This window comes from Pseudomonas sp. MF6751 (assembly GCF_016613265.1).
Classification (GTDB): Bacteria; Pseudomonadota; Gammaproteobacteria; order Pseudomonadales; family Pseudomonadaceae; genus Aquipseudomonas; species Aquipseudomonas fluorescens_BV.
The window spans coordinates 149,054-173,026 of sequence record NZ_JAENSV010000004.1 but is presented as its reverse complement, the minus strand read 5'-3'; the positions used below and the strand labels follow the sequence as shown (position 1 = coordinate 173,026).

Below are 23,973 nucleotides of genomic sequence, written 5' to 3'. Positions count from 1 at the left end.
ACACTCCAATAACGCATCGGAAACCTGACAGATGAATCCCATCCTGGCCCTGCGCCCCGACGACAAGCAGTCCACGCCGCTGTACCTGCAACTGGCCCGCAGCCTTGAAGCAGCAATCCATGCCGGCCAGTGGAAATCCGAGCAGGCCCTGCCTTCGGAACGCGCCCTCAGCGAGCAGTTGAGCATCTCGCGGGTCACCGCCCGTAAAGCGCTGGAAGTGTTGCTGGCTCAAGGGCTGATCCGTCGCAGCCAAGGCTCCGGCACTTTCATTACGCCGCGCCTGGAACAACCCTTGTCGCGCCTGTCGGGGTTCAGCGAGATGCTGCGGCTCAAGGGGTTTGTGCCCACGTCCCAGTGGCTGGAGCGCGACATCACCCCGCCAACCCATGAAGAACTGATCCGCCTGGGCCTCTCGCCCACCGACAAAGTGGCGCGCCTCAAGCGCCTGCGCAAAGCCGACGACACGGTGATGGCGATTGAAATGACCGCCATGCCGGCCTCGGTGCTGCCCCATCCCCAGGCCATCGGCAATTCGTTGTACGAATACTTGGAAAGCATCGGCAAGCCCATCGTGCGCGCCTTGCAGCATATCCAGGCGATCAATGCCTCGGATGAGTTCGCCGCGCTGGTCGGCATCGCCCCCGGCACCGCCATGCTGCTGATGACCCGCGTGGGCTACACCGCCGACAACACGCCGATTGAGATCACCGACACCTATTGCCGCAACGACTACTACGACTTCGTCGCAGAGCTGCGCCGCCATGACTACTCCGCCTGAATGCGAACTTAGAGAACTGCCCATGACTGAAGACAATATCCTCACGCCCAGCGGCTGGATGCGTGGTCGCCTGGTGCATGAGCACGGCAAGGTTGTCGCCATTGACGGCACGCCGTGCGACCCGGCCGACAACGACCTGCCCTACCTGTTGCCGGGCTTTATAGACCTGCACGTACACGGCGGTGGCGGCGCGGACATCATGGAAGGTGCGGGTGCCTTCGAGACTATCACCCGTACCCACGTACGTTTCGGCACCACCTCGCTGCTGGCCACCACCATGACGGCACCGGTGGAAGAAATCTCCCGCGTGCTCGGTGAACTGGGCAGTTTCTGGGAACAACGCCCCGTGGGCAGTGCGCGGGTGCTGGGCGTGCATTTGGAAGGGCCCTACATTAACCCCGGCAAACTCGGCGCCCAACCCAACTTCGCCCACACCGCGTTGATGCAGGAAGTGGAAGCCTACCTGCGCCTGGCGCCGATCCGGGTGATCACCATCGCCCCGGAAATCGCCGGCCACGACGGCCTGATTCGCGCCCTCAGCCAACGCGGCGTGCGCATGCAGATCGGCCATACCCTGGGCAGCTATGAAGAAGGCGTTGCCGCCCTGGCCGCTGGCGCCACCAGTTTCACCCATTTGTACAACGCCATGAGCCCGCTGCATCACCGCGAACCCGGCATCGTCGGCGCCGCGCTGGCCCACGCCCAGTACGCCGAGTTGATCCCGGACTTGCTGCATGTGCACCCCGGCGCCATGCGCGTGGCGTTGCGCTCGATCCCGTGCCTGTACTGCGTGACCGATTCCACCGCCGCCGCCGGTATGCCCGATGGCGAATACAAGCTGGGCAGCCACACCGTGACCAAATGCCTGGGCGGCGTGCGCCTGGCCGACGGCACCCTGGCCGGCAGCACCCTGACCATGGACCAGGCGCTGCGCAACCTGGTGAAAATCGGCCTGCCCATCAGCGAAGCCTCACAACGCCTGTCGCAATTTCCTGCGGACTACCTGGGCCTGGAAGAACGCGGCCGCCTGCAACCGGGCAGCTTTGCCGACTGCGTGCGTCTGGACCGCTCCCTGACACTCACCGACGTAATGGTCGAAGGAGAAACCATTGACTTCAAAAATGCTTGAAGAGGCCCTTGCCTCCTGCGACGCCGTCGCGGCCCAACTGCAACGCCTGGACCCGATGCTGGAAGAAGTCGCCGGCCGCCTGCGCCGCCAGCCGCCGCAAGTGGCGATGACCATCGCCCGCGGCAGCTCCGACCACGCCGCCAGTTACTTCGCCTACCTGGCCATGCAACACGTGGGCATTCCGGTGGCGTCGCTGCCGATGTCAGTGGTGACCCTGTTGCAGGCGCCGATGAAAGTCAGCGGCCAGGTGGCGTTTGGTTTCTCCCAATCGGGGCAGAGCCCGGACTTGGTCAACAGTCTGCGCTTGTTGCGCAAGCGTGGTGCCTTGAGCATCTCTCTGGTCAATGCCGAAGACTCACCGCTGGAAGCCGCGTGTGAATTTCATGTGCCGCTGTGCGCCGGGCCGGAACTCAGTGTGGCCGCCACCAAGAGCTTTATCGCCACCCTCAGCGCCAGTGTGCAGTTGATCGGCCACTGGAATCAAGAAGCCGACTTGCTGCAAGCCTGTCAGGCCTTGCCCGAGGGCCTGCGTGACGCCGCCAGACAGGATTGGCGCCTGGCCGTCGACGCCCTCAAAGGCAGCCAGCGCTTGATGGTGATCGGCCGTGGCGCCGGGTTTGCCATCGCCCAGGAAGCCGCGCTCAAGCTCAAGGAAACCTCGGCGATCCAGGCCGAAGCCTTCAGCAGCGCCGAAGTGCGCCACGGGCCGATGGCCTTGATCGACGAAAACTACCCCCTACTGGTGTTCGCCCCACGCGGCGCCGAGCAGGCCGGCCTGTTGAGCCTGGCCGCCGATATGCGCCAACGCGGTGCTCGCGTGTTGCTGGCTGCGCCGGACGATATCGCCGAACGCGACCTGACGCTGAGCCGCGCCGAACACCCGAGCCTGGACCCGATCCTGGCGATCCAGAGCTTCTACGTGATGGCCGCCGGCCTGGCGCAGGCACGGGGCATGGACCCGGACCAGCCGCGCCACCTGAGCAAAGTCACCCGCACGCACTAAAGCGGCGTTTTCCTGATGAGTACCGTGCCCATGCCCAACAACAATAATCCATTGACCTTCAGCGCCCCCTTGAGTGGGCCGGTGCTGGCCCTGAACCGCGTCCCCGACGAAGTGTTCGCCAGCGGCGCCATGGGCGACGGTATCGCTATCGACCCGTTGAACGATTGCCTGCAGGCACCCTGTGACGGCGTGATCATCCACGTCGCGCGCACCGGGCACGCCCTGACCATCCGCGCTGATAACGGTGCCGAAGTACTGATGCATGTGGGCATCGACACCGTGGAGCTCAATGGCGAAGGCTTTGCCTTGCTGGTGAAGGACGGCGCACGGGTGAGCGAGGGTCAGCCGTTAGTGCAGTTTGATCTGGACCGCATCGCGCGCCAGTGCAAGAGCCTGGTGAGCCTGATCATCCTGACCAACAGTGACCGCTTTGAGCTGACGCCCGTGGCGCTGAAGACGGTCAAGATCGGTGAGCCGTTGTTGCAGATTGCTGCGCGCACCACCGCCACCGCCCAAGCAGCTGTGGATAACTCCAGCTTCGAGGCCAGCGCCAGCGTACGCATTACCCATCGAGGCGGTTTGCATGCCCGCCCTGCCGCCCTGATCCGCAAGACCGCCCAGGGTTTCAGCAGCCAGTCGCACCTGCACTTCGCTGACAAATCGGCGTCGTGCGACAGCCTGATTGGCTTGATGGGCCTGGGCATCGGCGAAGGCGACGAAGTGCGGGTGAGTTGCCGTGGCCAAGACGCAGAGGCGGCGTTGCAAGGGCTGGTCGCAGCGCTATCCGTGGCGGTCAGCGAAGCCCATCACGCCCCGGTAGCCACTGCTGCGCCACGTCGCGCCAGTGTGGAAGCCGATGTACTGCAAGGCGTTTGTGCAGCGCCCGGCCTGGTGTGCGGGCCACTGTTCCGCCTGTCCGGCATCGAGCTGCCCGAAGACACCGGCGACCATAGCGCCGACGAACAACAGCAGCGCCTCGACACGGCACTGGAGCAGGTGCGTGACGAAATCCGTAGCACCCTCGACCATGCCCGCCAACGCAAGAATGTCGAGGAAGAAGACATCTTCGCCGCTCACCTTGCACTGCTCGAAGACCCGGCGCTGCTGGAAGCGGCCACCGACGCCATCGCCCACGGCAGCGCTGCCACTCACGCCTGGCGTGATGCGATCCAGGCCCAGTGCGCCGTGCTGTTGGCGTTGGGCAAGCCGTTGTTTGCCGAGCGCGCCAACGACCTGCGCGACCTGCAACAACGCGTATTGCGGGCCTTGCTGGGTGAGGCCTGGCACTTTGAGTTACCCGCCGGCTCGATTGTCAGCGCCCATGAACTGACCCCGTCAGACTTGCTGCAACTGAGTGAACAGCAGGCCGCCGGTATCTGCATGGCCGAAGGCGGCGCCACATCCCACGTCGCGATTCTTGCCCGAGGTAAAGGCTTGCCCTGCGTGGTCGCACTCGGTGCCGAGGTACTGGATGTGCCTCAGGGCCAACGCGTGGTGCTGGACGCCATCAATGGCCGCCTGGAACTGGCCCCTACCGATGCGCGCCATGCTGAAGTGCACCAGATACGCGACGCGCAAAAACTGCGTCGCCAGCAACAGCAGGCCCAGGCGCAACAACCGGCACGTACCCGCGACGGTGTGAGCATTGAAATCGCCGCCAATGTTGCTTCCAGCAGCGAGGCCCAGGTGGCGTTTGAAAACGGTGCCGATGGCGTCGGCCTGCTGCGCACCGAATTCCTTTTCGTCGACCGCCGTACCGCGCCGGATGAGCAGGAACAGCGCCAGGCTTATCAGGCCGTATTGGATGCCATGGGCGACAAGTCGGTGATCATCCGCACCATCGACGTGGGCGGCGACAAGCAGCTCGACTATTTGCCGCTGCCAATCGAGGCCAACCCGGTGTTGGGCCTGCGCGGTATTCGCATGGCCCAGGTGCGTCCGGAACTGCTCGACCAGCAACTGCGTGCCCTGTTGCTAGTCTCGCCGCTGGCGCGTTGCCGCATCCTGTTGCCGATGGTCAGCGAGGTGGATGAACTGCTGCAGATTCGCCAGCGCCTGGATGAACTGTGCGCCGAGTTGGGTTTGAGCCAGCGCCCCGAACTGGGGGTGATGATCGAAGTGCCCGCCGCTGCGCTGATGGCTGAACAGCTGGCCGAACATGCGGACTTTTTGTCCATCGGCACCAATGACCTGTCCCAGTACACCCTGGCCATGGACCGCGACCACGCAGGCCTGGCCGCGCGCGTCGATGCGCTGCACCCGGCCTTGCTGCGGCTGATCGCGCAAACCTGCGCCGGTGCGGCGAAACACGGGCGTTGGGTCGGCGTGTGCGGTGCGTTGGCCTCTGACCCGCTGGCCACGCCGGTACTGGTCGGCCTGGGCGTCACCGAGCTGTCGGTGAGCCCGCCGCAGATCGGAGAGATCAAGGACCGCGTTCGCCATCTGGACGCGGCGCAATGCCGGCATCTGAGCCAGGAACTGCTCAACCTGAGCAGCGCCAAGGCCGTTCGCCAAGCCTGTCAACACCACTGGCCGCTGAGCTGAAAACAACAAGAATAGGGAGACACGCCATGTACCAACACTTTATCGAAGGCCTGCAACGCCTGGGCCGCGCCTTGATGCTGCCGATCGCGATCCTGCCGATCGCCGGCTTGCTGCTGCGCCTGGGCGACACCGACTTGCTCAACATCGCGGTGATGCACGATGCCGGCCAGGCGATCTTCGCCAACCTGGCGCTGATCTTCGCCATCGGCATTGCCGTGGGGTTTGCCCGTGACAACAACGGCACTGCGGGCCTGGCCGGGGCGATTGGTTACCTGGTGATGATCTCCACGCTCAAGGTGATGGACACCACCATCAACATGGGCATGCTCGCCGGTATCGCCAGCGGCTTGATGGCCGGTGGGCTGTACAACCGCTTCAAGGACATCAAGTTGCCGGAGTACCTGGCGTTCTTCGGTGGGCGGCGGTTTGTGCCGATTGTCACCGGTTTCAGCGCGGTGGGCCTGGGTGTGATTTTCGGCCTGATCTGGCCGCCGATCCAGCACGGCATCAACAGCTTCGGCGTGCTGTTGATGGAAAGCGGCAGCCTCGGTGCATTCGTGTTTGGCGTGTTCAACCGCCTGCTGATCGTCACTGGCTTGCATCACATCCTTAACAACATGGCGTGGTTCGTGTTCGGCAGCTTCACCGACCCGGTAACCGGCGCGGTGGTCACGGGCGACCTGACCCGCTACTTTGCCGGCGACCCCAAAGGCGGCCAGTTCATGACCGGCATGTTCCCGGTGATGCTGTTCGGCTTGCCGGCTGCCTGCCTGGCGATGTACCGCAATGCGTTGCCTGAGCGGCGCAAAGTGATGGGCGGGATTTTCCTGTCGATGGCGCTGACCTCGTTCCTCACCGGGGTGACCGAGCCGATTGAATTTGCCTTCATGTTCCTGGCGCCCTTCCTGTACCTGATTCACGCACTGCTCACCGGCCTGTCGATGGCGGTCACCGACCTGCTGAATATCCACCTGGGCTTTACCTTCTCCGGTGGGTTTATCGACATGGTGCTGGGTTGGGGCAAGTCCACCAATGGCTGGTTGGTGGTACCGGTGGGCTTGGCTTACTCGGTGATCTACTACACGGTATTCAGCTACTGCATCCGCCGCTTCAACCTGAAGACGCCGGGCCGTGAAGACATCCAGGTGGTGCAGGCCGAAGCGATGAGTGATAACCAGCGGGCTACGGCTTATATCCAGGCGTTGGGCGGCGCCGAGAACTTACTGAGTGTGGGTGCTTGTACTACGCGGCTGCGCCTGGACATGGTGGATCGCAACAAGGCGGTGGATGCAGAGTTGAAAGCGCTGGGTGCCATGGCTGTGGTTCGGCCGGGTAACGGCGGCAGTTTGCAGGTAGTGGTCGGGCCGATGGCCGATAGCATTGCTGATGAAATCCGCTTGGCGATGCCGGGGTTTGTTGCCGCAGTGCCTGTAGCGGTTGCGCCTGTGAATAAGCCCGTGACGGTGAAGGTGCAGGAGGCCGAGAAATGGCTGAGCGCACTGGGTGGCCGAGGGAATGTACGGCATCTGGAAGCGGTGGCGATGACCCGGCTGCGGGTGGAATTGGGGGATGATTCGCGGTTGTCTGAGGCTCAGCTCACTGCGCTCGGTTGCCAGGGTGTGAGTCAGCTTGAGAGCGGTGTTTGGCACCTGTTGATGGGTGACAAGGCGTCGGGGTTGGGTGAAGCGTTGGAGCGGTTGGTGACTCGCCCGATCAACGCCTGATATCCCCTGTGGCGAGGGAGCTTGCTCCCGTTGGGCTGCGCAGCGGCCCCAAAAATCCTGGGAGCGCTTCGCACTCCAGCGGGAGCAAGCTCCCTCGCCACAGAGTGTGGTGTATTCAGTTACTGGCGGGTACTTCGTGTAGATCCAGTACTCGATCCACCATCAACTGAATGCCCTCCACTATCCGATGAATCCCTAGCACCGCATCACGGTGCGGGCCGTCGATTTCAAAAGCCAGATTACCCGCCAGTGCCTGTACGGATGCCAGGTCTTCGGAGGCGTTGGCGAGCAGGGTTTCGCTGTTCAGGCAGCTTAGGACGGTGAAGATTTGGTCGGTGGGCAGGGAGTCAGATGGGGGATTTGGGCTGTCTTTGATCATGGTAAACCTCTGGTGTGAAGTAAGAACTACCAGCATCACTTGCAGATGATGGGTGGCAGCTGTGTGCGGGCCTGCAAGACCGAGAGTCACCAGCAAGTCTCGGTAGACCCGAAGGTCTCCCGCACACAGCCGCCATAAATGGCGACCATGAAAAAGCGCCGCAATTATAAAGGCGCTTGTGACTAACTGGTGAGGTTTCGGCGGGCTTGCAGTCCCGGTCACTGAATTGGCAGCGACTCGAGAAGGTTAGTTGTGCGAGTTCCGACGGACAACCTGAAAGGCTTGTCGGAAATCTCCGAGAACTGAAGACATCGCAAACAGCAAAAACCCGGACTAAGCCGGGTTCTTTGATAGCTATCTATACCTAGGCAGACGCCGCACGCTGTTCGGCTTCATAGTGGCGGGTCTGAAAAGGCATCAAGGTCTGAACCTTCAAACCCAGCCCCTCACTTAATCCCCAGGACATTGCCAGTTCGTCACAACGACTGCGCAACGCAACAGCGCCTTGGGATTTCACGTATTGCTTTGAGGCTGAGAACAGTTCAAGCGCCTTCAACGCTTCCTTTACCCGACTATCGGTCGCACACGAAAAGCGTGTGAAGCGCTCAAGCAAATAGCCTGCGCGACGAAGCTCTACCTCACTGGAGTGCTCCTGAATGAACGCCCTCACCTCGCCCACAAGATTCGTATCCGAATACCACACAGCTTTCGCTGCACTGACCAAGGCAGCATCATCAGCCTGATTCAAGGGGCTTTTGACCAGTGTGTCCAAGGCGGACGAGAGGACCGGACCGTTAAAGGGCTTCGCCATCTGCAGTCTCCAGATAATCGTGCAAGATATTGGTCAGTATGGATCTGGGTGGCTCTTTGTTGCCAACATACATATCAATCGCCTGCAATGCCAGCTGACGGAGCTCAGCGGTCACTATGAAGCCAGCCCTGAGCAACGCCATGATGTCATCTACATCCTGATCAGTGGCTCTGCCCAATTTGGAGATTGCAATGTCGATAGGCGCAGCTACATGAAGATGCAGCGCAGATTCAAGAGGAAACTCTTCCAGGGGAATACTTCGCTCCCAGTAGTCTTCGTGGAGCGGACCAAAGCTAGTGTTGTATTGGAGGTCATAGTTCAGCTCCATGACACGGCCAGACTGCTCATCGAAAAACTGTTCTGGAAACTCTGCAAGCAATGTTCGTAGGCGCAGCGTGTCCTGAGTATTTGCGCAATAAATCTCCGCATCCACGTCCGTGGACACACGGTGGTGGGTATATAAATGAACAGCACAACCACCGAATACAATGACCTGGACCGCGCCCGGACTGGCGCCTTCGAGCGTCAATTCCATTTCAATGGATCTGAACATTGAAATCAGAGCTTGCCCTAGCGCAGAGCTGGTATTGAGGCGAGGAACAACGAAATCTGGAATTTGCATATTGAATTTCAAACCGTACGCAAGATCATTGCTGGACGGGTCTTGAATTCAAGCCCCGATCACTGAGTTATCAGCGACCGATTGAGGCTAGGGAGACAGGTTCCGAGGGACAACCTGAAAGGCTTGTCGGAAAGTTCTGAGGCGCTTGCGCCGACGCCATCGCAGGCAAGCCAGCTCCCACATGAGATTGATGTATGGTCTGACAACTGGGCCAAATGTGGGAGCTGGCTTGCCTGCGATTGGCATTTACAACCAACAAAAAACCCGCTGACCAAACTGGCCCAGCGGGTTTCTTGTTTACACAATTAACGAATCAAAAATCCGCCAACTGCCACACCTCATACGCAGGTGTCTCATAGGGATGGCTGAGCTTCAACGCAGCCACAGCGGCCACGATCAATTCATCCGCCACCACCAACTCAACCTTCCACTCTTCAACTACTTGAACCTGGCCCACCTGCCCGATATACGGCTGACTGCCGTCCAACGCGCGGAATTGGCCCTGGCCCAGCACTTGCCAGGCGCAGCTGTCGTAGTCGCCGATGCGCCCGCCGCCGGCTGCGAAGACGGCGGTTTTCACCGTCTCCACATGGCTGTCGGGCACGAAGAAGGCGAGCTTGTACACGGCCTTAGTTCACCCACACGCGAGCGTTGCGGAACATGCGCATCCAGGCGCCGTCTTCGTTCCACTCTTCCGGGCGCCACGAGTTCTGCACGGCGCGGAACACGCGCTCCGGGTGCGGCATCATGATGGTCACGCGGCCGTCGCGGCTGGTAAGGCCGGTGATCCCGCGCGGCGAGCCGTTCGGGTTGGCCGGGTAGCTTTCGGTGACCTTGCCGTGGTTGTCGACGAAACGCAGGGCTACGGTGCCGGACAGGTCGGCTTCAAGCAGCGCTTCTTCGCTGCTGAATTCGGCGTGGCCTTCACCGTGGGCGATGGCGATTGGCATGCGCGAACCGGCCATGCCCTGCAGGAAGATCGAGTTGGACTCCTGCACCTGCACCATGGCGACACGGGCTTCGAACTGCTCGGAACGGTTACGCACAAAGTGCGGCCAGAACTCGCTGCCCGGGATCAGTTCGCTGAGGTTGGACATCATCTGGCAACCGTTGCACACACCCAGGGTGAAGCTGTCGTTGCGTTCGAAGAAGCCCTGGAACGCATCGCGGGCACGGCTGTTGAACAGGGCCGACTTGGCCCAGCCTTCACCGGCACCCAGCACGTCGCCGTAGGAGAAACCGCCGCAGGCCACCAGGCCTTTGAACTCATTGAGGTCAACGCGACCGGCGAGGATATCGCTCATGTGCACGTCGATCGCATTGAAGCCGGCGCGATCAAACGCCGCGGCCATTTCCACCTGGCCGTTGACGCCCTGCTCACGCAGTACGGCAACTTGTGGACGAATGCCCTTCTTGATGTAAGGCGCGGCGATGTCCTGGTTGACGTCGAAGCTGAGCATGGTGCTCAGGCCCGGGTTGTCTTCTTCCAGGATCACGTCGAATTCCTGCTCGGCGCAGTCGGCGTTGTCGCGCAGACGCTGGATCTGGTAGCTGGTCTCGGCCCACTGGCGTTGCAGCAAGCGGCGCTGACCGGTAAAGACCGTGTCGCCGTTGAAGGAGATATTGACTTCGCCGTTGTTGATCGGCTGGCCAATCACCGCCACGCACTCGGCCAGGCCAGCGGCGCTGAACTGCGCGAGCACGTCTGGGGTCGCGTCCTGGCGTACCTGGATCACTGCACCCAACTCTTCGTTGAACAGGATGCCGTTGATTTCGGCAGCATCCTCGGCAACGCTGTCGAGCACGATGTTCAGGCCGCAGTGACCGGCGAAGGCCATTTCGACAACGCTGGTCAGCAAACCACCGTCGGAACGGTCGTGGTAAGCCAGCAGATGGCCGTCGGCGTTGAGGCCCTGGATCACGGCAAAGAAGGCCTTGAGGTCTTCGGCGTCGTCGACGTCCGGAGCCTGTTTGCCGAGCTTGCCATGGGTTTGCGCCAGGATCGAAGCGCCCATGCGGTTCTGGCCACGGCCCAGGTCGATCAGGATCAGGTCGGTGGTACCCTTGTCCATGCGCAGTTGCGGGGTCAGGGTCTGGCGGATGTCAGTGACCGGCGCAAAACCGGTGACGATCAGCGACAGCGGCGAAGTGACGCTCTTGTCGGTGCCGTCTTCGTTCCAGCGGGTGGCCATGGACATGGAGTCCTTGCCCACCGGAATGGTGATACCCAGTTCCGGACACAGCTCCATGCCGACAGCTTTGACCGTGTCGTACAGGCGCGCATCTTCACCTGGGTGGCCGGCAGCGGACATCCAGTTGGCCGACAACTTGATGTCGGACAGCTTGCCGATACGCGAGGCCGCAATGTTGGTGAGGGTTTCACCAATGGCCATGCGGCCCGACGCCGGAGCGTCCAGCAGGGCCAGCGGTGTGCGCTCGCCCATGGCCATGGCTTCACCGGTGTACACGTCGAAGCTGGTGGCGGTGACGGCAACGTCGGCGACCGGCACCTGCCATGGACCGACCATTTGGTCACGGGCAACCAGGCCGGTGATGGTGCGGTCGCCGATGGTGATCAGGAAGCTTTTGCTCGCCACGGCCGGATGGTGCAGCACGCGTTCGATGCTGTTGGCCAGGTCCAGCGTGCTTGGGTCGAAATCATCGCCCAGCTCGCTTTCACGTACCGCCGAACGGTGCATGCGCGGGGCCTTGCCCAGCAGCACTTCCAATGGCATGTCCACCGGGCTGTTGCCGAAGTGGCTGTCGGTGACGGTCAGTTGCGGCTCGGCAGTAGCTTCGCCGACCACGGCAAACGGGCAACGCTCGCGTTCGCAGATGGCCTGGAAGCGTGCGAAGTCTTCAGGACCGACGGCCAGTACGTAGCGTTCCTGGGATTCGTTGCTCCAGATTTCGTGCGGGGCCATACCCGGCTCGTCGTTTGGAATGTTGCGCAGTTCGAAACGGCCACCACGGTCGCCATCGTTGACCAGTTCCGGAAAGGCGTTGGACAAACCGCCGGCGCCGACGTCGTGGATGAAGCTGATCGGGTTCTTGTCACCCAACTGCCAGCAACGGTCGATGACTTCCTGGCAGCGGCGCTCCATCTCAGGGTTTTCGCGCTGTACGGAAGCGAAGTCCAGGTCGGCCGAGCTGGTGCCGGTGGCCATGGAAGAGGCCGCACCGCCGCCCAGGCCGATCAGCATCGCCGGGCCGCCGAGCACGATCAGCTTGGAGCCGACCAGAATCTCGCCTTTCTTGACGTGCTCTTCACGGATGTTGCCCATACCGCCAGCCAACATGATCGGCTTGTGGTAGCCGCGCACTTCATCGCCACGCGGGGTGGTGATGGACTGCTCGAAGGTCCGGAAGTAGCCGGTGAGCGCCGGGCGCCCGAACTCGTTGTTGAACGCGGCGCCGCCCAACGGGCCTTCGATCATGATGTCCAGCGCGGTGACGATGCGCTCAGGCTTGCCGTACGGCACTTCCCACGGCTGTTCGAAGCCCGGGATCTGCAGGTTGGACACGGTGAACCCGGTGAGGCCCGCCTTGGGCTTGGCACCACGGCCGGTGGCGCCTTCGTCACGGATTTCGCCGCCCGAACCGGTGGCTGCGCCCGGGAACGGGGCAATCGCGGTCGGGTGGTTGTGGGTTTCAACCTTCATCAGGATGTGCACCGGCTCCTGCACCGCGCCGTACTGGCGGGTTTCCGGGTCCGGGAAGAAGCGACCGGCGACGGAGCCGACGATGACCGAGGCGTTGTCCTTATAAGCCGACAAAACGCCCTCACTGTGCATCACGTAGGTGTTCTTGATCATGCCGAACAGGCTTTTTTCCTGGCTTTGGCCGTCGATGTCCCAACTGGCGTTGAAGATCTTGTGACGGCAGTGCTCGGAGTTGGCCTGGGCGAACATCATCAGTTCGATGTCGTGAGGGTTGCGCTTCAAGCCGGTGAAGGCGTTGACCAGATAGTCGATCTCGTCTTCGGCCAGGGCCAGGCCCAGCTCGGTGTTGGCCTTCTCGAGGGCGGCACGGCCACCGCCCAGCACGTCGATCGCGGTGAGCGGCTTGGGTTCGGCGTGGCTGAACAGGCCGGCAGCCTGTTCCTGCTGGCTGACGATGATCTGGGTCATGCGGTCGTGCAGGCTGCTGGCGATCAGCTCGGCTTCGGCATCGCTGAACTGGCCAGCGACGTAAAAGGCGATCCCCCGCTCCAGGCGCTGGATTTTATCCAGGCCGCAGTTGCGGGCGATGTCGCTGGCCTTGCTCGACCAGGGCGAGATGGTGCCGAACCGTGGCAGAACCAGGAACAAGCGGCCAGTCGGCTCTTGAACGGGAACGCTTGGGCCGTACTTCAGAAGGCGTGCCAGCACTTGCTGTTCGTCGGCGGTCAAGACGCCGGTTACGTCGGCGAAGTGAGCAAATTCAGCGTACAGGCCTGTAACAGCTGGAACCTTCTGGCTCAGTTGCTCAAGGAGTTTGCTGTGGCGAAAGGCAGAAAGGGCAGGAGCGCCGCGCAGGATCAACATCTTCGGGACAGCCTCGGGAAGGGGTGTGCTTTGAGGCCGTGCATTCTAGCGTAAACCTTCGCCAACGGCACCCGAAACGCTACCGGTGGCCGCCGCCGAACGTCAGTTGGCACGCTTTGCCTGCGATCACGGCGTTATCCAGGGCATTGGGTGCAGTTATTTTAACCGTCACAATCGCTCGCCAAGCCCCGTTTCTGCGGGCTGCAGCACAGTTTTACGCTGGCTAGCAGACAAGTGCGCCGCTGTCGAGATATGGCGCCGTGAGCCGTTTGCGTATACTGCGCAGATGTTCTTCCCAACTGTTTCGCGCCTGCGATGCGTCAAATGGCTCATCGCCACCTTGCTCTTCCTGATGCTCAGTGCCTGTGTTGATAAACCCAGCACACTGGAGCGAATCAAGGAGGATGGCGTATTGCGGGTGGTCACTCGCAACAGTCCCGCTACGTATTTCCAGGATCGCAACGGCGAAACTGGCTTCGAATACGAACTGGTCAAGCGCTTTGCCGATGACCTGGGAGTGAAGCTGGAAATCGAGACGGCCGACAACCTCGACGACCTGTTCAGCCGGCTGGGCAAACCCAATGGCCCGGTACTCGCCGCCGCCGGCCTGGTGAGCAGCGACCAGCGCCAGCAGCAGGTGCGCTTCTCCCACCCGTACCTTGAAGTCACCCCGCAGATCATCTACCGCAACGGCCAATCGCGCCCCACCAACGCCGCCGACCTGGTGGGCAAGAAGATCATGGTGCTCAAGGGCAGCACGCACGCCGAACAACTGGCGGCGCTGAAAAAACAGAACCCGGCGATTGAGTACGAAGAATCCGACGCGGTGGAAGTGGTGGATTTGCTGCGCATGGTCGACGAAGGGCAAATCGACCTGACCCTGGTGGACTCCAACGAAGTCGCCATGAACCAGGTGTACTTCCCCAACGTGCGCGTGGCCTTCGACCTCGGCAATGCCAGCAATCAAAGCTGGGCCGTGGCGGCAGGCGACGACAACAGCCTGCTCAACGAAATCAACAGCTACCTGGACAAGGTCGAGAAGAACGGCACCTTGCAGCGTCTGAAGGACCGCTACTACGGGCACGTCGATGTCCTCGGCTATGTCGGCGCCTACACCTTTGCCCAGCACTTGCAACAACGCCTGCCCAAGTACGAGAAGCACTTTCGCGCCTATGCCAAGGCCGAGAAAGTCGATTGGCGGTTACTGGCAGCCATTGGCTATCAGGAATCGCTGTGGCAACCCACGGTCACGTCCAAGACCGGCGTGCGCGGCCTGATGATGCTGACTCAGAACACCGCGCAAGCCATGGGCGTGTCCAACCGCCTGGACCCCAAGCAGAGCATCATGGGCGGCGCCAAGTACCTGGCCCGGATCAAGGATGAGCTGGACGACAAGATCGCCGAGCCCGACCGCACCTGGTTCGCCCTCGCCGCCTACAACGTGGGCACCGGCCATCTGGACGACGCGCGCATCCTGGCGAAGAAAGAAGGCCTGAACCCGAACAAGTGGCTGGACGTGAAGAAGATGCTGCCACGCCTGTCGCAGAAGCAGTGGTACAGCAAGACCCGCTACGGCTACGCCCGCGGCGGCGAGCCGGTGCATTTTGTGGCGAACATCCGGCGTTACTACGACATCCTCACCTGGGTGACCCAGCCGCAGTTAGAGGGTAACCAGGTGGTGGAAGGCAACCTGCATGTGCCGGGCGTGGACAAGACCAAGCCACCGCAAGACACCCCTCAACTCTGATCACGACAGCCCGCACACTGCAAATCCCTGTGGGAGCCGGGCTTGCCCGCGATGGCGGCCTGACAGTCAAGGTATTCGGCGCCTGACACACCGCTATCGCGGGCAAGCCCGGCTCCCACATGGGATCATCGTCGCCTTATAGGCCGGTGAGCAGATGGACCACGCCGCCCGGCAGTACCATCACTGCGGGGACACCGGCAGCCTTCAACGCCGACTCATCCAACCCACCCACCTCCTTCAATTGCACGCGCACCCGCGTGAGTGCCACGCGCTGCTGTGACGTGACGTTCCCCTCCCCGCCCAATGCACTCACCACATCGGCCGACAACAGGCTCGGCGTCGTCGGCGTGACCGTCTCGGCCACCAAATCAGGCGTCAGGGCTTTCCAGAACGCCCGCTGCAATTTCTCGAACATGCTCAGTGCTCCACGACAGGTGAGGTTTCAACGGTGGCCGCGTGGTACAGGCGCAGGGCCTCGCGCACTTGATCGGCTTCTTCCAGGCCCAGCACTTGGCGGGCAATGATCTGGCAGTCGTGCAGGTCCAGTTCGCGCACGGTGGCCTTGATGGTGGGGATCAGCGGCACGCTGACCGACAGCTCATCCACGCCGAGCCCGATCAATACCGGCACCGCCACTGTTTCAGAGGCCAGCGCACCACATACCCCCACCCACTTGCCATGGGCATGGGCCGCCTTGACGGTGATGTCGATCAGGCGCAGGACGGCCGGGTGAAAACTGTCGGCCTGGCTGGCCAGGCGCGGATGGTCGCGGTCCATGGCCAGGGTGTATTGGGTCAGGTCGTTGGTGCCGATGGAGAAGAAATCCACATGGGGCGCAAACACATCCGCCATCAGCGCTGCGCTGGGGACTTCGATCATGATGCCCAGCTTCGGTAACTCGGTCAGCCCGAGGGCCAGCGCCTCTTCTTCGAGCATCTTGCGCGCCAGATGCAGCTCCGACAGCAGGCTGACCATCGGCAACATGATATGCAGCCGCGCCAGACCTGCGCTGGCAAGAATCGCGCGCAGCTGTTCACGCAGCAACTCGGGGCGCTCCAGGCACAGGCGAATACCGCGCAGGCCAAGGAACGGGTTGGTCTCGCTTTCCATCGGCACATAGGCCAAGGGCTTATCGCCCCCCACATCCAAAGTGCGCACTACCAGGTTGCGCTCGGTACCCAGGGCGCGGGCGATGGCGCTGTAGGTGCCAGCCTGCTCTTCGGCGCTAGGGGCGCGGTTGCGGTCCAGGTAGAGGAACTCCGAACGCAGCAGGCCCACGCCTTCCCCGCCCAGGGTCAGGGATTGCTCCACTTCCTGCAACGAGGCGACGTTGGCGGTGACTTCGACGTGATGCCCGTCGCGGGTGACCGCCGCCCGTGAGGCCTGCGCCACTTCACGTTGCAGCCGCAGTTTTTGCTGTTGGCGAACTGCCTGCAATTGTTCGATTTCAGCCAGGTCCGGTTCCAGGTGCAGCTCGCCTTTGTCAGCATTGAGCAGCACCCGCTTGCCGTTGGCCAGGGCCAATACCTGGCTCGGCACCCCGCAAATCGACGGCAGGCCGAGCGCCCGTGCGAGGATTGCCACATGGCTGGTCGCGCCACCGGCGACCGTGACGAAACCTAAAACTTTACTGGCATCCAGGCCGGCGGTTTGTGAGGGCGTCAGCTGTTCGGCGACCAGGATGGCGCACTCCGGCAGCTCCATTGATCGCTCAGGCACGCCCAGAATCAACTTGAGTACGCGCTGGCCAACATCGGCCAAGTCCGCCGCACGCTCAGCGAGCAGCGTTTTACCCAAGCCTTCGAAGAGCCTGGCGGTCGCCACCGTGGCCGTATTCCAGGCAAAGGCCGCGCTCTTGCCTTCGGCCAGCAGGCTATGGGCTTGTTCAAGCAGGGTCGGGTCTTCGAGCAGTTCCTGGTGGGCGCGGAAGATCTCGGCCTGGGCACTGCCGGCCGCCTTGGCCTGCAACGCTTGCAGCGCCTCGTTTGCCGCCCGCAGGCCACGGGCCAATGCGGTACGTTCGAAGGTTTCTCCGGCACCGGCTTCGGGAATCTCAAGCGCCGGTTCAGCCACTTGGACAACCTGGCCGAACGCCGAGCCCGGCGACGCGCAGACGCCTCGCAACACGGACGCAGAAGACGCAGGCGTGGCGGGCTCGTTGATCGCCTCGACCGCTACCGGCAGCGTCTCGCCACAGCCGTCGAGCAGCAACGCCACCAGCGCCTGGATTGCCGCCTCGGCATCTTCCCCCGCCGCGCTCACTTGCACGCTGTCGCCCTGGGAGGTCTGCAGCGCCATGATCGCCACAAGCGACTTGGCATTGGCGCTCAGGGTTTGCTTGTGCAGGAAAATGCTGGAACTGAACCCCTTCGCCGCCTGGGCAAACACCGCCGCAGGGCGGGCGTGCAGGCCGCTGGCATTGGGCAGTGTCACTGGCTTGGAAAACAGCGCATTGCCCTCTTCCACGTCCACCTCAGCGGCCATCTGCCCCGGCGAGACCTGCAACAGTGGCTGGCCGGACTCGACCAGCGCCCGATCGGCCACCAACGGCACAAACGGCTCGCCGCTCACAATGAGCATCAAGGTCAGCAGGCTGCGTGCATGGAGCGCCACATAGTCGGCATCGAACTCTATCAGCGGCTGCCCGGCCTCCACCCGCTGGCCTTCCTCGACCAGGCGGGTGAAGCCCTGGCCTGCAAGGTTCACGGTGTCCAGGCCAATATGCAGCAGCACCTGCACACCGTTATCGGCGGTGACACTGACCGCGTGGCCGCTGTCCTGAATGTTGCTGATCACCCCGGCCAACGGCGCGCAGAGGGTCTGCGAGGTGGGGTCGATGCACAGGCCATCGCCAATCACGCGGCCGGAAAATACCGGGTCGGGGACCTGATCCAGCGCCAGCAAAACCCCGGACAAGGGTGCCAGCAGTTCCAGGGGTTGAGATGTGGTCATGACTTCACCTGTTTGTGTTGTTCTTTAAAAATCATTGAGCCGATGCAAGGTTGAGATCAAAGGTGGGAGCGGGCTTGCTGTGGCGAGGGAGCTTGCTCCCGCTCGACTGCGCAGCAGTCGCAGGCTTTTGGGGGCGCTTCGCACCCCAGCGCAAGCAAGCTTGCTCGCCACAGCAAGCCCGCTCCCACACGAGCCCGGCTTACTTCCACCAATATTCGACCTGCACACCGACGTTCGACCCATGCCGCGCCGTGCCATAGGCGCCGGTGTCGGACAACGCCGAGCCCGCCGCCAGCTCATTGGCCGCACGCTTGGCCGCTTTGTTCCAGGACGCATAGGTGTAATACAACCGCACTTCCGGCCGAGCCCAGAACTCAGGGCCTTTGGGCGACCAGGTCGGAGCGAACGTGAATTTGCTCAACTTGCGCGTCCCCCCGGTGGCTTCCACCTGATCGTGCCCCAGCTCAGTGACCAGTTTGAATTGCTCGCTGAGCGCATACGCAGGACGCACACCGAGCGACATCCAGTTCTGGTCCTGGCGCCCTGGACGCACATCTTTCTGGTACACCGCCTCGACTTGCCCGCCGAAACGCGGGGTCACTTGCCAATCAAAGAACTCCACGGCGCGGTAACTTTTGCTGCTTTTGTCCAACGTGGTATTGCCGGTGTAACCCAGACCGGTGCCTGGGCCTTCGCCGTACTGGAGGGCAAACTTGTTCTTGCCCCCCAGGAATGCCGCTTGCACATGCTGCGCGGTCAGCGCCCATCCGCTATTGGTATCACGCCCACCGGCCCTGGCGATGTAGCTCAAGCCAAGCTCCAGCTCGCCGCCCGGGTTGGTATTGAAACCTGCGACGTTGAAGTCGTGACGGGTGGCGTATTCCTTCTGGTACAAGTTGTCCTTGCGTGACAGGGCGTAGCTGTATTTCAAGCCGCCGATCAGCACATCCTCGATTCCCCCGCCGGTGGCGCTCTGGTTCCAGTAGTAGAAATCCGAGATATGGATGTCGTTACGCTTGTAGTAACGCCGCCCGGCCCACAGCGAACCGCCATTGAGACTGGGCAGGTTGGACCATTGCGCATACATCTGCGGCATACGCGCCGAACCGTTGTTTTCTCCCTGGAATTTCAGGGCACGGTCGTACTTGTTGTAGAGGGAAGCCATGGCATCGACGCTGAACACCGAACCGTCATCGAGGGTCAGCAGGTCCTGGCGCAATTCCAGTTCAGCGTACTGCTCGCATTCGTTGCCCAAGCGGTACTTGGTTTGCGCCCCCGGCAGTTGGAAGCATTGCTGCTTGCCACTGCCGGTCGATGTGCCTGCGCCGCTGCGCAAGTAACCGGCGAATTCCAGAGCCTGGGCGCCAAACGGCGCAGCGAGGCACGAGGCGACAAGGCCCAGCTTTATTGTTGTTTTCATGAAGTGCTCCTTTTATTTTTATTGTTTTTTCTTACTGTCTTGCGTGACGCGATTGCCGGTAGGGCGGCTCAGCCCTTGAGGTACAGCACAAACGATTCGTAAGGACGCAACACCACCGTGCTCGTACGCACCGGGCAGTCGGTGTAGTTGCTGATCAGCAAACGTTGTTCGCACGCCGCGTTGATCACCTGATCCGGCAATTGGATTTCGCACGGCGTGCCGTAGAAGTTGTTGAGCACCAGCAGGCGCTCGCCCTGGCCTTCACGCAGGTAGGCCCAAACGTTGGGATGGTCTTGCAGCAGCGGGCGATAAACGCCTTGCTGGATCAGCGGCTCGCGGCGCCGCAGGGCGATCAATGCTCGGTAGTGATGCAGCACCGAGTCCGGGTCATCCAGCTGGTTTTCGACATTGATGTGCGCGGCGTTGGCCGGGATGCCGATCCACGGCTCGCCACGGCTGAACCCGGCATTGGCCTGGCTGTTCCACTGCATCGGCGTACGCCCGTTGTCGCGAGACTTCTGCATGATCGCCGCCATGCTCGATGCTTCGGACTCTCCTGCATCGCGCTTGAGTCGGAAGATATTCAGGGTTTCCACATCGCGGTATTGTTCGATGCTGTCAAAGCCCGGATTGGTCATGCCCAACTCTTCGCCCTGGTACACATAGGGTGTGCCCTGGAGAAAGTGCAGCGCAGTGGCAAGCATCTTGGCCGAGACCACGCGATATTCGCCGTCATCACCAAATCGCGAAACCACCCGCGGCTGGTCGTGGTTACACCAGAACAGCGCGTTCCAACCGCCACCGGCCTGCATGCCTGTCTGCCAATCGGAGAGGATCTGCTTGAGTTGCAGGAAATCGAAATCGGCCTTTACCCACTTTTGCAGGTTGGGGTAATCGACTTTCAGGTGGTGGAAGTTGAAGGTCATCGACAGCTCATTCGAGGCCGGATTCGAGTAGCGAATGCAGTGCTCCAGGCGGGTGGACGACATCTCGCCCACGTTGATCAGGTCATGGCCTTCGAAGACTTCGTGGTGCATTTGCTGCAGGTACTCGTGCACATGCGGGCCGTCGGTATAGAAGCGGCGGCCGTCGCTGGTGTCTTCAGGGAAATCTGCGGGCTTGGAGATCAGGTTGATCACATCTAGGCGAAAACCACCCACGCCTTTGTCTCGCCAGAAACGCATCATCTTGAACACTTCGGCGCGCACCCTGGGGTTGTCCCAATTGAGGTCGGCCTGGGTATGGTCAAACAGGTGCAGGTAGTACTGGCCAGTCTGCGCTTCGTATTCCCAGGCCGAGCCGCCGAACTTGGATTCCCAGTTGTTCGGCTGGTCGCGCCAGATGTAGAAGTCGCGGTAAGGGTTGTCGAGGCTGCTGCGTGCCTGCTGGAACCACTCGTGCTCGACGGAGGTGTGGTTGACCACGATATCGAGCATCAACCGGATCCCGCGCTTGGCCGCTTCGCTGATCAGCAAGTCGCAGTCGGCCATGGTCCCGTAGCTGGGGTCGATGGCGTAGTAGTCGCTGATGTCGTAGCCGTTGTCACGCTGAGGCGAACGCAGGAAGGGAGTGACCCACAGGCAATCGATGCCCAACCACTTGAGGTAGTCGAGTTTGTCCACGATGCCCAACAGGTCACCGGTGGCGTTACCCGCGTGGCTGTGGAAGCTTTTGGGGTAGATCTGGTAGATCACCGAGTGTTGCCAGGCTTGCATGGTGGGTTCCTTCAGTAGAGTTGGTGTTGGCCCTTCCGGCCTCATCGCAGGCAAGCCAGCTCCCACATTTGAATGTGTTCACACATCACTGTGGGAGCTGGCTTGCCTGCGATAGCGATCTTCAGGCGACGCGGTAACCAGGCCGAATGATCTTCATGCTCAACATGCACGTCAGCGCAAACGGCACGACCATCGCCACCACCATGCCGATCACAAACATTGGAATCGCACTCGGCACGATCGAGATAAACCCGGGCAGCCCACCGACGCCAATGGCCGAGGCCGTGACCTTGTTCAGCGACAGGAAAATACTGCCCAGCGCCGAGCCCAGCAGCGCGGCGTAGAACGGAAACTTGAAGCGCAGGTTGACCCCGAACATCGCCGGCTCTGTGATGCCGAAATAAGCCGAAATCGCCGAGGTGGACGCCATGCTTTTGTCCCGCGCATTGCGAGTCATGTAGAACACACCCAATGCAGCGCTGCCCTGGGCCAGGTTGGACATGACGATCATTGGCCAGATAAAGGTGCCGCCCTGGGTGGAGATCAACTGCAGGTCGACGGCGAGGAACATGTGGTGCATGCCGGTGATCACCAGCGGAGCGTAAAGCAGGCCGAAAATCGCCCCGCCGATCATGGGTGCAATCTCGAACAGGGTGACCAGGCCTTCGGTAATCAGGATGCCGAGGTGGCGCGTCACCGGGCCGATGATTGCCAGGGCCAGCACACCAGTGACCACGATGGTGGTGATCGGCACCACCAGCAGTTGAATGGCGTTCGGCACCCGCGCCCGCAGCCACTTCTCGATCACACTCATGACAAAAGCCGCCATCAGGATCGGCAGGATCTGCCCCTGGTAACCCACCTTCTCGATCTGGAACCAGCCGAAGATATCGAAGTACGGCAGGCTCTGGCCGTCGAGGCCGGCGACTGCCTTGCCGTAGTTCCAGGCGTTGAGCAGGTCCGGGTGCACCAGCATCAGCCCCAGCACAATGCCGAGGATTTCACTGCCGCCGAACCGCTTGGCCGCCGACCAGCCCACCAGTGCCGGCAGGAACACGAAGGAGGTGTTGGCCATCAGGTTGATCAGGCTCCACAGGCCATCCAGGTTCGGGTAGGCCTCCAGCAGTGTCTGGCCTTCGATGAACATGCCCTTGGCGCCCATCAGGTTGTTCACGCCCATCAACAGGCCGGCGATGATCAGCGCGGGCAGGATCGGCATGAACACATCGGAGAACACCCGCACCAGGCGCTGCATGGGGTTGGCCTTGTCGCCGCCGGCTTTCTTGACGTCGGCAATGGTCGAAGCGGCAAGGCCGGTCAGTTCGCGCAGGGCGGCGTAGACCTTTTCCACTTCGCCGGGGCCGATCACCACCTGGAACAGGCCGCCGGTAAAGAACGAGCCCTTGACCAGGTCGACCTGGTTCAGGGCACTGTTGTTGACCAGGCTGGGGTCCTTGAGCGCCAGGCGCAGGCGGGTCACGCAATGGGCAGCCTGCTCAAGGTTTTCGCGGCCCCCGAGGTTGTCGAGAATCTCGCGGGCAATCGTTGAATAGTCGTGGCTCATGCTCGTTTTCCACTGTGATTGTTTTTATGGGTGGCAGTCGTTGGCAGCACGCCGAGGAGGGAAAAGTACTCGTCTGTACGAGTTAAATCAACAACTCGTCTGTACGAGTTACACTTTTGTTTATCCATACGATCTTTCCGTCAGGTTTTTCACCTACGGGCACGGGTGTCCAATGGACAAACCCAACCTCTGCCACTAAGGTTCCTGCCTTGAACGCGCAGTCCACCTTCATAACGCCGGGCAAGAGCCATCCCATGAGCAAATACAACCAGATCTATACGGATCTGCTTGCCAGCATCACCACCGAGCGCCTGCAACGCGGTACGCGCCTTCCCTCCGAAACCGAACTGATGGACGCCTACCAGGCCAGCCGTGGCACCGTACGGCGCGCCATCGAGCAGCTGCAGGAACGTGGCTTTGCGCAAAAGATCCACGGCAAGGGCACCTTTGTGTTGTCGCCCAACCCGATCGAGTTCCAACTGGGCGGCATCGTCAGCTTCCACGAAACCCACGCTGACCTGGGCGATGACGTACGTACCGACGTGGTCGAGTTCACCCAGATCCCGTTGGAAGGCTCACTGCTGCAGCACATCGAGGCCGAACCCGGCACCCTGATCACGCGCATCAAACGGGTGCGCCGCATCGGCGGCAAACGCGTGATTCTGGACATCAACCACTTCATCAGCGACCTGATTCCCGGCCTGGACCGCGACATCGCCGAGCAGTCGATCTACGCGTTTATCGAGCAAACGCTGCAGCTGCAGATCAGCTACGCGCAGCGCACCATCGAAGCCCTGCCGCGCAGCAAGGACGACCAGGCGCATCTGGATCTGGATGGGCAAAGCCATGTGATTGTGGTGAGTAACCAGACGTTTTTGCAGGATGGAAGGCAGTTCGAGTACACCGAGTCGCGGCATACGTTGGATAAGTTTTACTTTTCTGACGTGGCGCGGCGCTGACGCCGGAGACAACGATGAATATTCTCCACAAATGGCGTGAACAATTCCCCCATGCACTGATTGAACAACAGGCCATTGGTGAATCGCGCGCTGACGTCTT

Annotated in this window: 17 protein-coding genes; 7 read left to right on the top strand and 10 right to left on the bottom strand. The window is 61.6% G+C overall.

Annotation, left to right across the window (positions count from 1 at the left end; genetic code table 11):
- Positions 1-31 precede the first annotated feature (31 nt).
- The 5 genes from JJD66_RS05615 to nagE are packed head-to-tail and all read left to right on the top strand — an operon-like array spanning position 32 to position 7,178.
- Positions 32-778, top strand: coding sequence for a GntR family transcriptional regulator (locus JJD66_RS05615; protein WP_032895423.1), 747 nt, complete (start codon positions 32-34; stop codon positions 776-778).
- Positions 779-800: 22 nt separating this feature from the next.
- Positions 801-1,907, top strand: coding sequence for an N-acetylglucosamine-6-phosphate deacetylase (nagA, locus tag JJD66_RS05610; protein ID WP_200647736.1), 1,107 nt, complete (start codon positions 801-803; stop codon positions 1,905-1,907).
- Positions 1,888-2,910, top strand: coding sequence for an SIS domain-containing protein (locus JJD66_RS05605; RefSeq protein ID WP_200647735.1), 1,023 nt, complete (start codon positions 1,888-1,890; stop codon positions 2,908-2,910). The genes nagA and JJD66_RS05605 overlap by 20 nt, the downstream gene beginning before the upstream one ends.
- A gap of 30 nt (positions 2,911-2,940) precedes the next feature.
- Positions 2,941-5,454, top strand: coding sequence for a phosphoenolpyruvate--protein phosphotransferase (gene ptsP, locus JJD66_RS05600; protein ID WP_200647764.1), 2,514 nt, complete (start codon positions 2,941-2,943; stop codon positions 5,452-5,454).
- A gap of 26 nt (positions 5,455-5,480) precedes the next feature.
- Positions 5,481-7,178, top strand: coding sequence for an N-acetylglucosamine-specific PTS transporter subunit IIBC (gene nagE / locus JJD66_RS05595; RefSeq protein WP_200647734.1), 1,698 nt, complete (start codon positions 5,481-5,483; stop codon positions 7,176-7,178).
- Between the two features lie 115 nt (positions 7,179-7,293).
- On the opposite strand, the gene JJD66_RS05590 is transcribed toward nagE, so the two are convergent.
- From JJD66_RS05590 to purL, 5 genes are all read right to left on the bottom strand, one after another.
- Complete coding sequence (locus tag JJD66_RS05590) at positions 7,294-7,557, bottom strand: DUF6124 family protein (protein ID WP_105228332.1); 264 nt, start codon at positions 7,555-7,557, stop codon at positions 7,294-7,296.
- Positions 7,558-7,921: 364 nt separating this feature from the next.
- Complete coding sequence (locus JJD66_RS05585) at positions 7,922-8,368, bottom strand: hypothetical protein (protein ID WP_105228334.1); 447 nt, start codon at positions 8,366-8,368, stop codon at positions 7,922-7,924.
- A complete protein-coding gene (locus tag JJD66_RS05580) occupies positions 8,352-8,990 on the bottom strand; it encodes a DUF6036 family nucleotidyltransferase (protein WP_105228336.1) in 639 nt (212 codons plus the stop codon). The genes JJD66_RS05585 and JJD66_RS05580 overlap by 17 nt, the downstream gene beginning before the upstream one ends.
- Positions 8,991-9,303: 313 nt before the next feature.
- Entirely contained in the window at positions 9,304-9,615 is a 312-nt protein-coding gene (locus tag JJD66_RS05575) for a YqfO family protein (RefSeq protein WP_200647733.1), read from the bottom strand.
- A 4-nt stretch (positions 9,616-9,619) separates the two neighbouring features.
- Positions 9,620-13,516, bottom strand: a complete 3,897-nt coding sequence (gene purL, locus JJD66_RS05570; protein ID WP_200647732.1) for a phosphoribosylformylglycinamidine synthase — start codon at positions 13,514-13,516, stop codon at positions 9,620-9,622.
- Positions 13,517-13,802: 286 nt separating this feature from the next.
- On the opposite strand from purL, the gene mltF reads away from it, so the two are divergent.
- Positions 13,803-15,263, top strand: coding sequence for a membrane-bound lytic murein transglycosylase MltF (mltF, locus tag JJD66_RS05565; protein WP_073842888.1), 1,461 nt, complete (start codon positions 13,803-13,805; stop codon positions 15,261-15,263).
- 136 nt (positions 15,264-15,399) lie between these two features.
- Here mltF and JJD66_RS05560 read toward each other — a convergent pair whose 3' ends face one another.
- The 5 genes from JJD66_RS05560 to treP form a co-directional block, all read right to left on the bottom strand.
- Positions 15,400-15,678, bottom strand: coding sequence for a PTS transporter subunit EIIB (locus JJD66_RS05560; RefSeq protein ID WP_105228338.1), 279 nt, complete (start codon positions 15,676-15,678; stop codon positions 15,400-15,402).
- Positions 15,679-15,680: 2 nt separating this feature from the next.
- Entirely contained in the window at positions 15,681-18,215 is a 2,535-nt protein-coding gene (ptsP, locus tag JJD66_RS05555) for a phosphoenolpyruvate--protein phosphotransferase (protein WP_200647731.1), read from the bottom strand.
- A gap of 199 nt (positions 18,216-18,414) precedes the next feature.
- Positions 18,415-19,635, bottom strand: coding sequence for a maltoporin (locus tag JJD66_RS05550; RefSeq protein ID WP_200647730.1), 1,221 nt, complete (start codon positions 19,633-19,635; stop codon positions 18,415-18,417).
- Between the two features lie 68 nt (positions 19,636-19,703).
- Positions 19,704-21,350: an alpha,alpha-phosphotrehalase gene (gene treC / locus JJD66_RS05545; RefSeq protein ID WP_200647729.1), complete on the bottom strand. Its 1,647-nt coding sequence runs from the start codon at positions 21,348-21,350 to the stop codon at positions 19,704-19,706.
- A 121-nt stretch (positions 21,351-21,471) separates the two neighbouring features.
- A complete protein-coding gene (treP, locus tag JJD66_RS05540) occupies positions 21,472-22,914 on the bottom strand; it encodes a PTS system trehalose-specific EIIBC component (RefSeq protein ID WP_200647728.1) in 1,443 nt (480 codons plus the stop codon).
- Positions 22,915-23,168: 254 nt separating this feature from the next.
- On the opposite strand from treP, the gene treR reads away from it, so the two are divergent.
- On the top strand, positions 23,169-23,873 hold the full coding sequence (gene treR / locus JJD66_RS05535; RefSeq protein WP_200647727.1) for a trehalose operon repressor: 705 nt from the start codon (positions 23,169-23,171) through the stop codon (positions 23,871-23,873).
- Positions 23,874-23,973 lie beyond the last annotated feature (100 nt).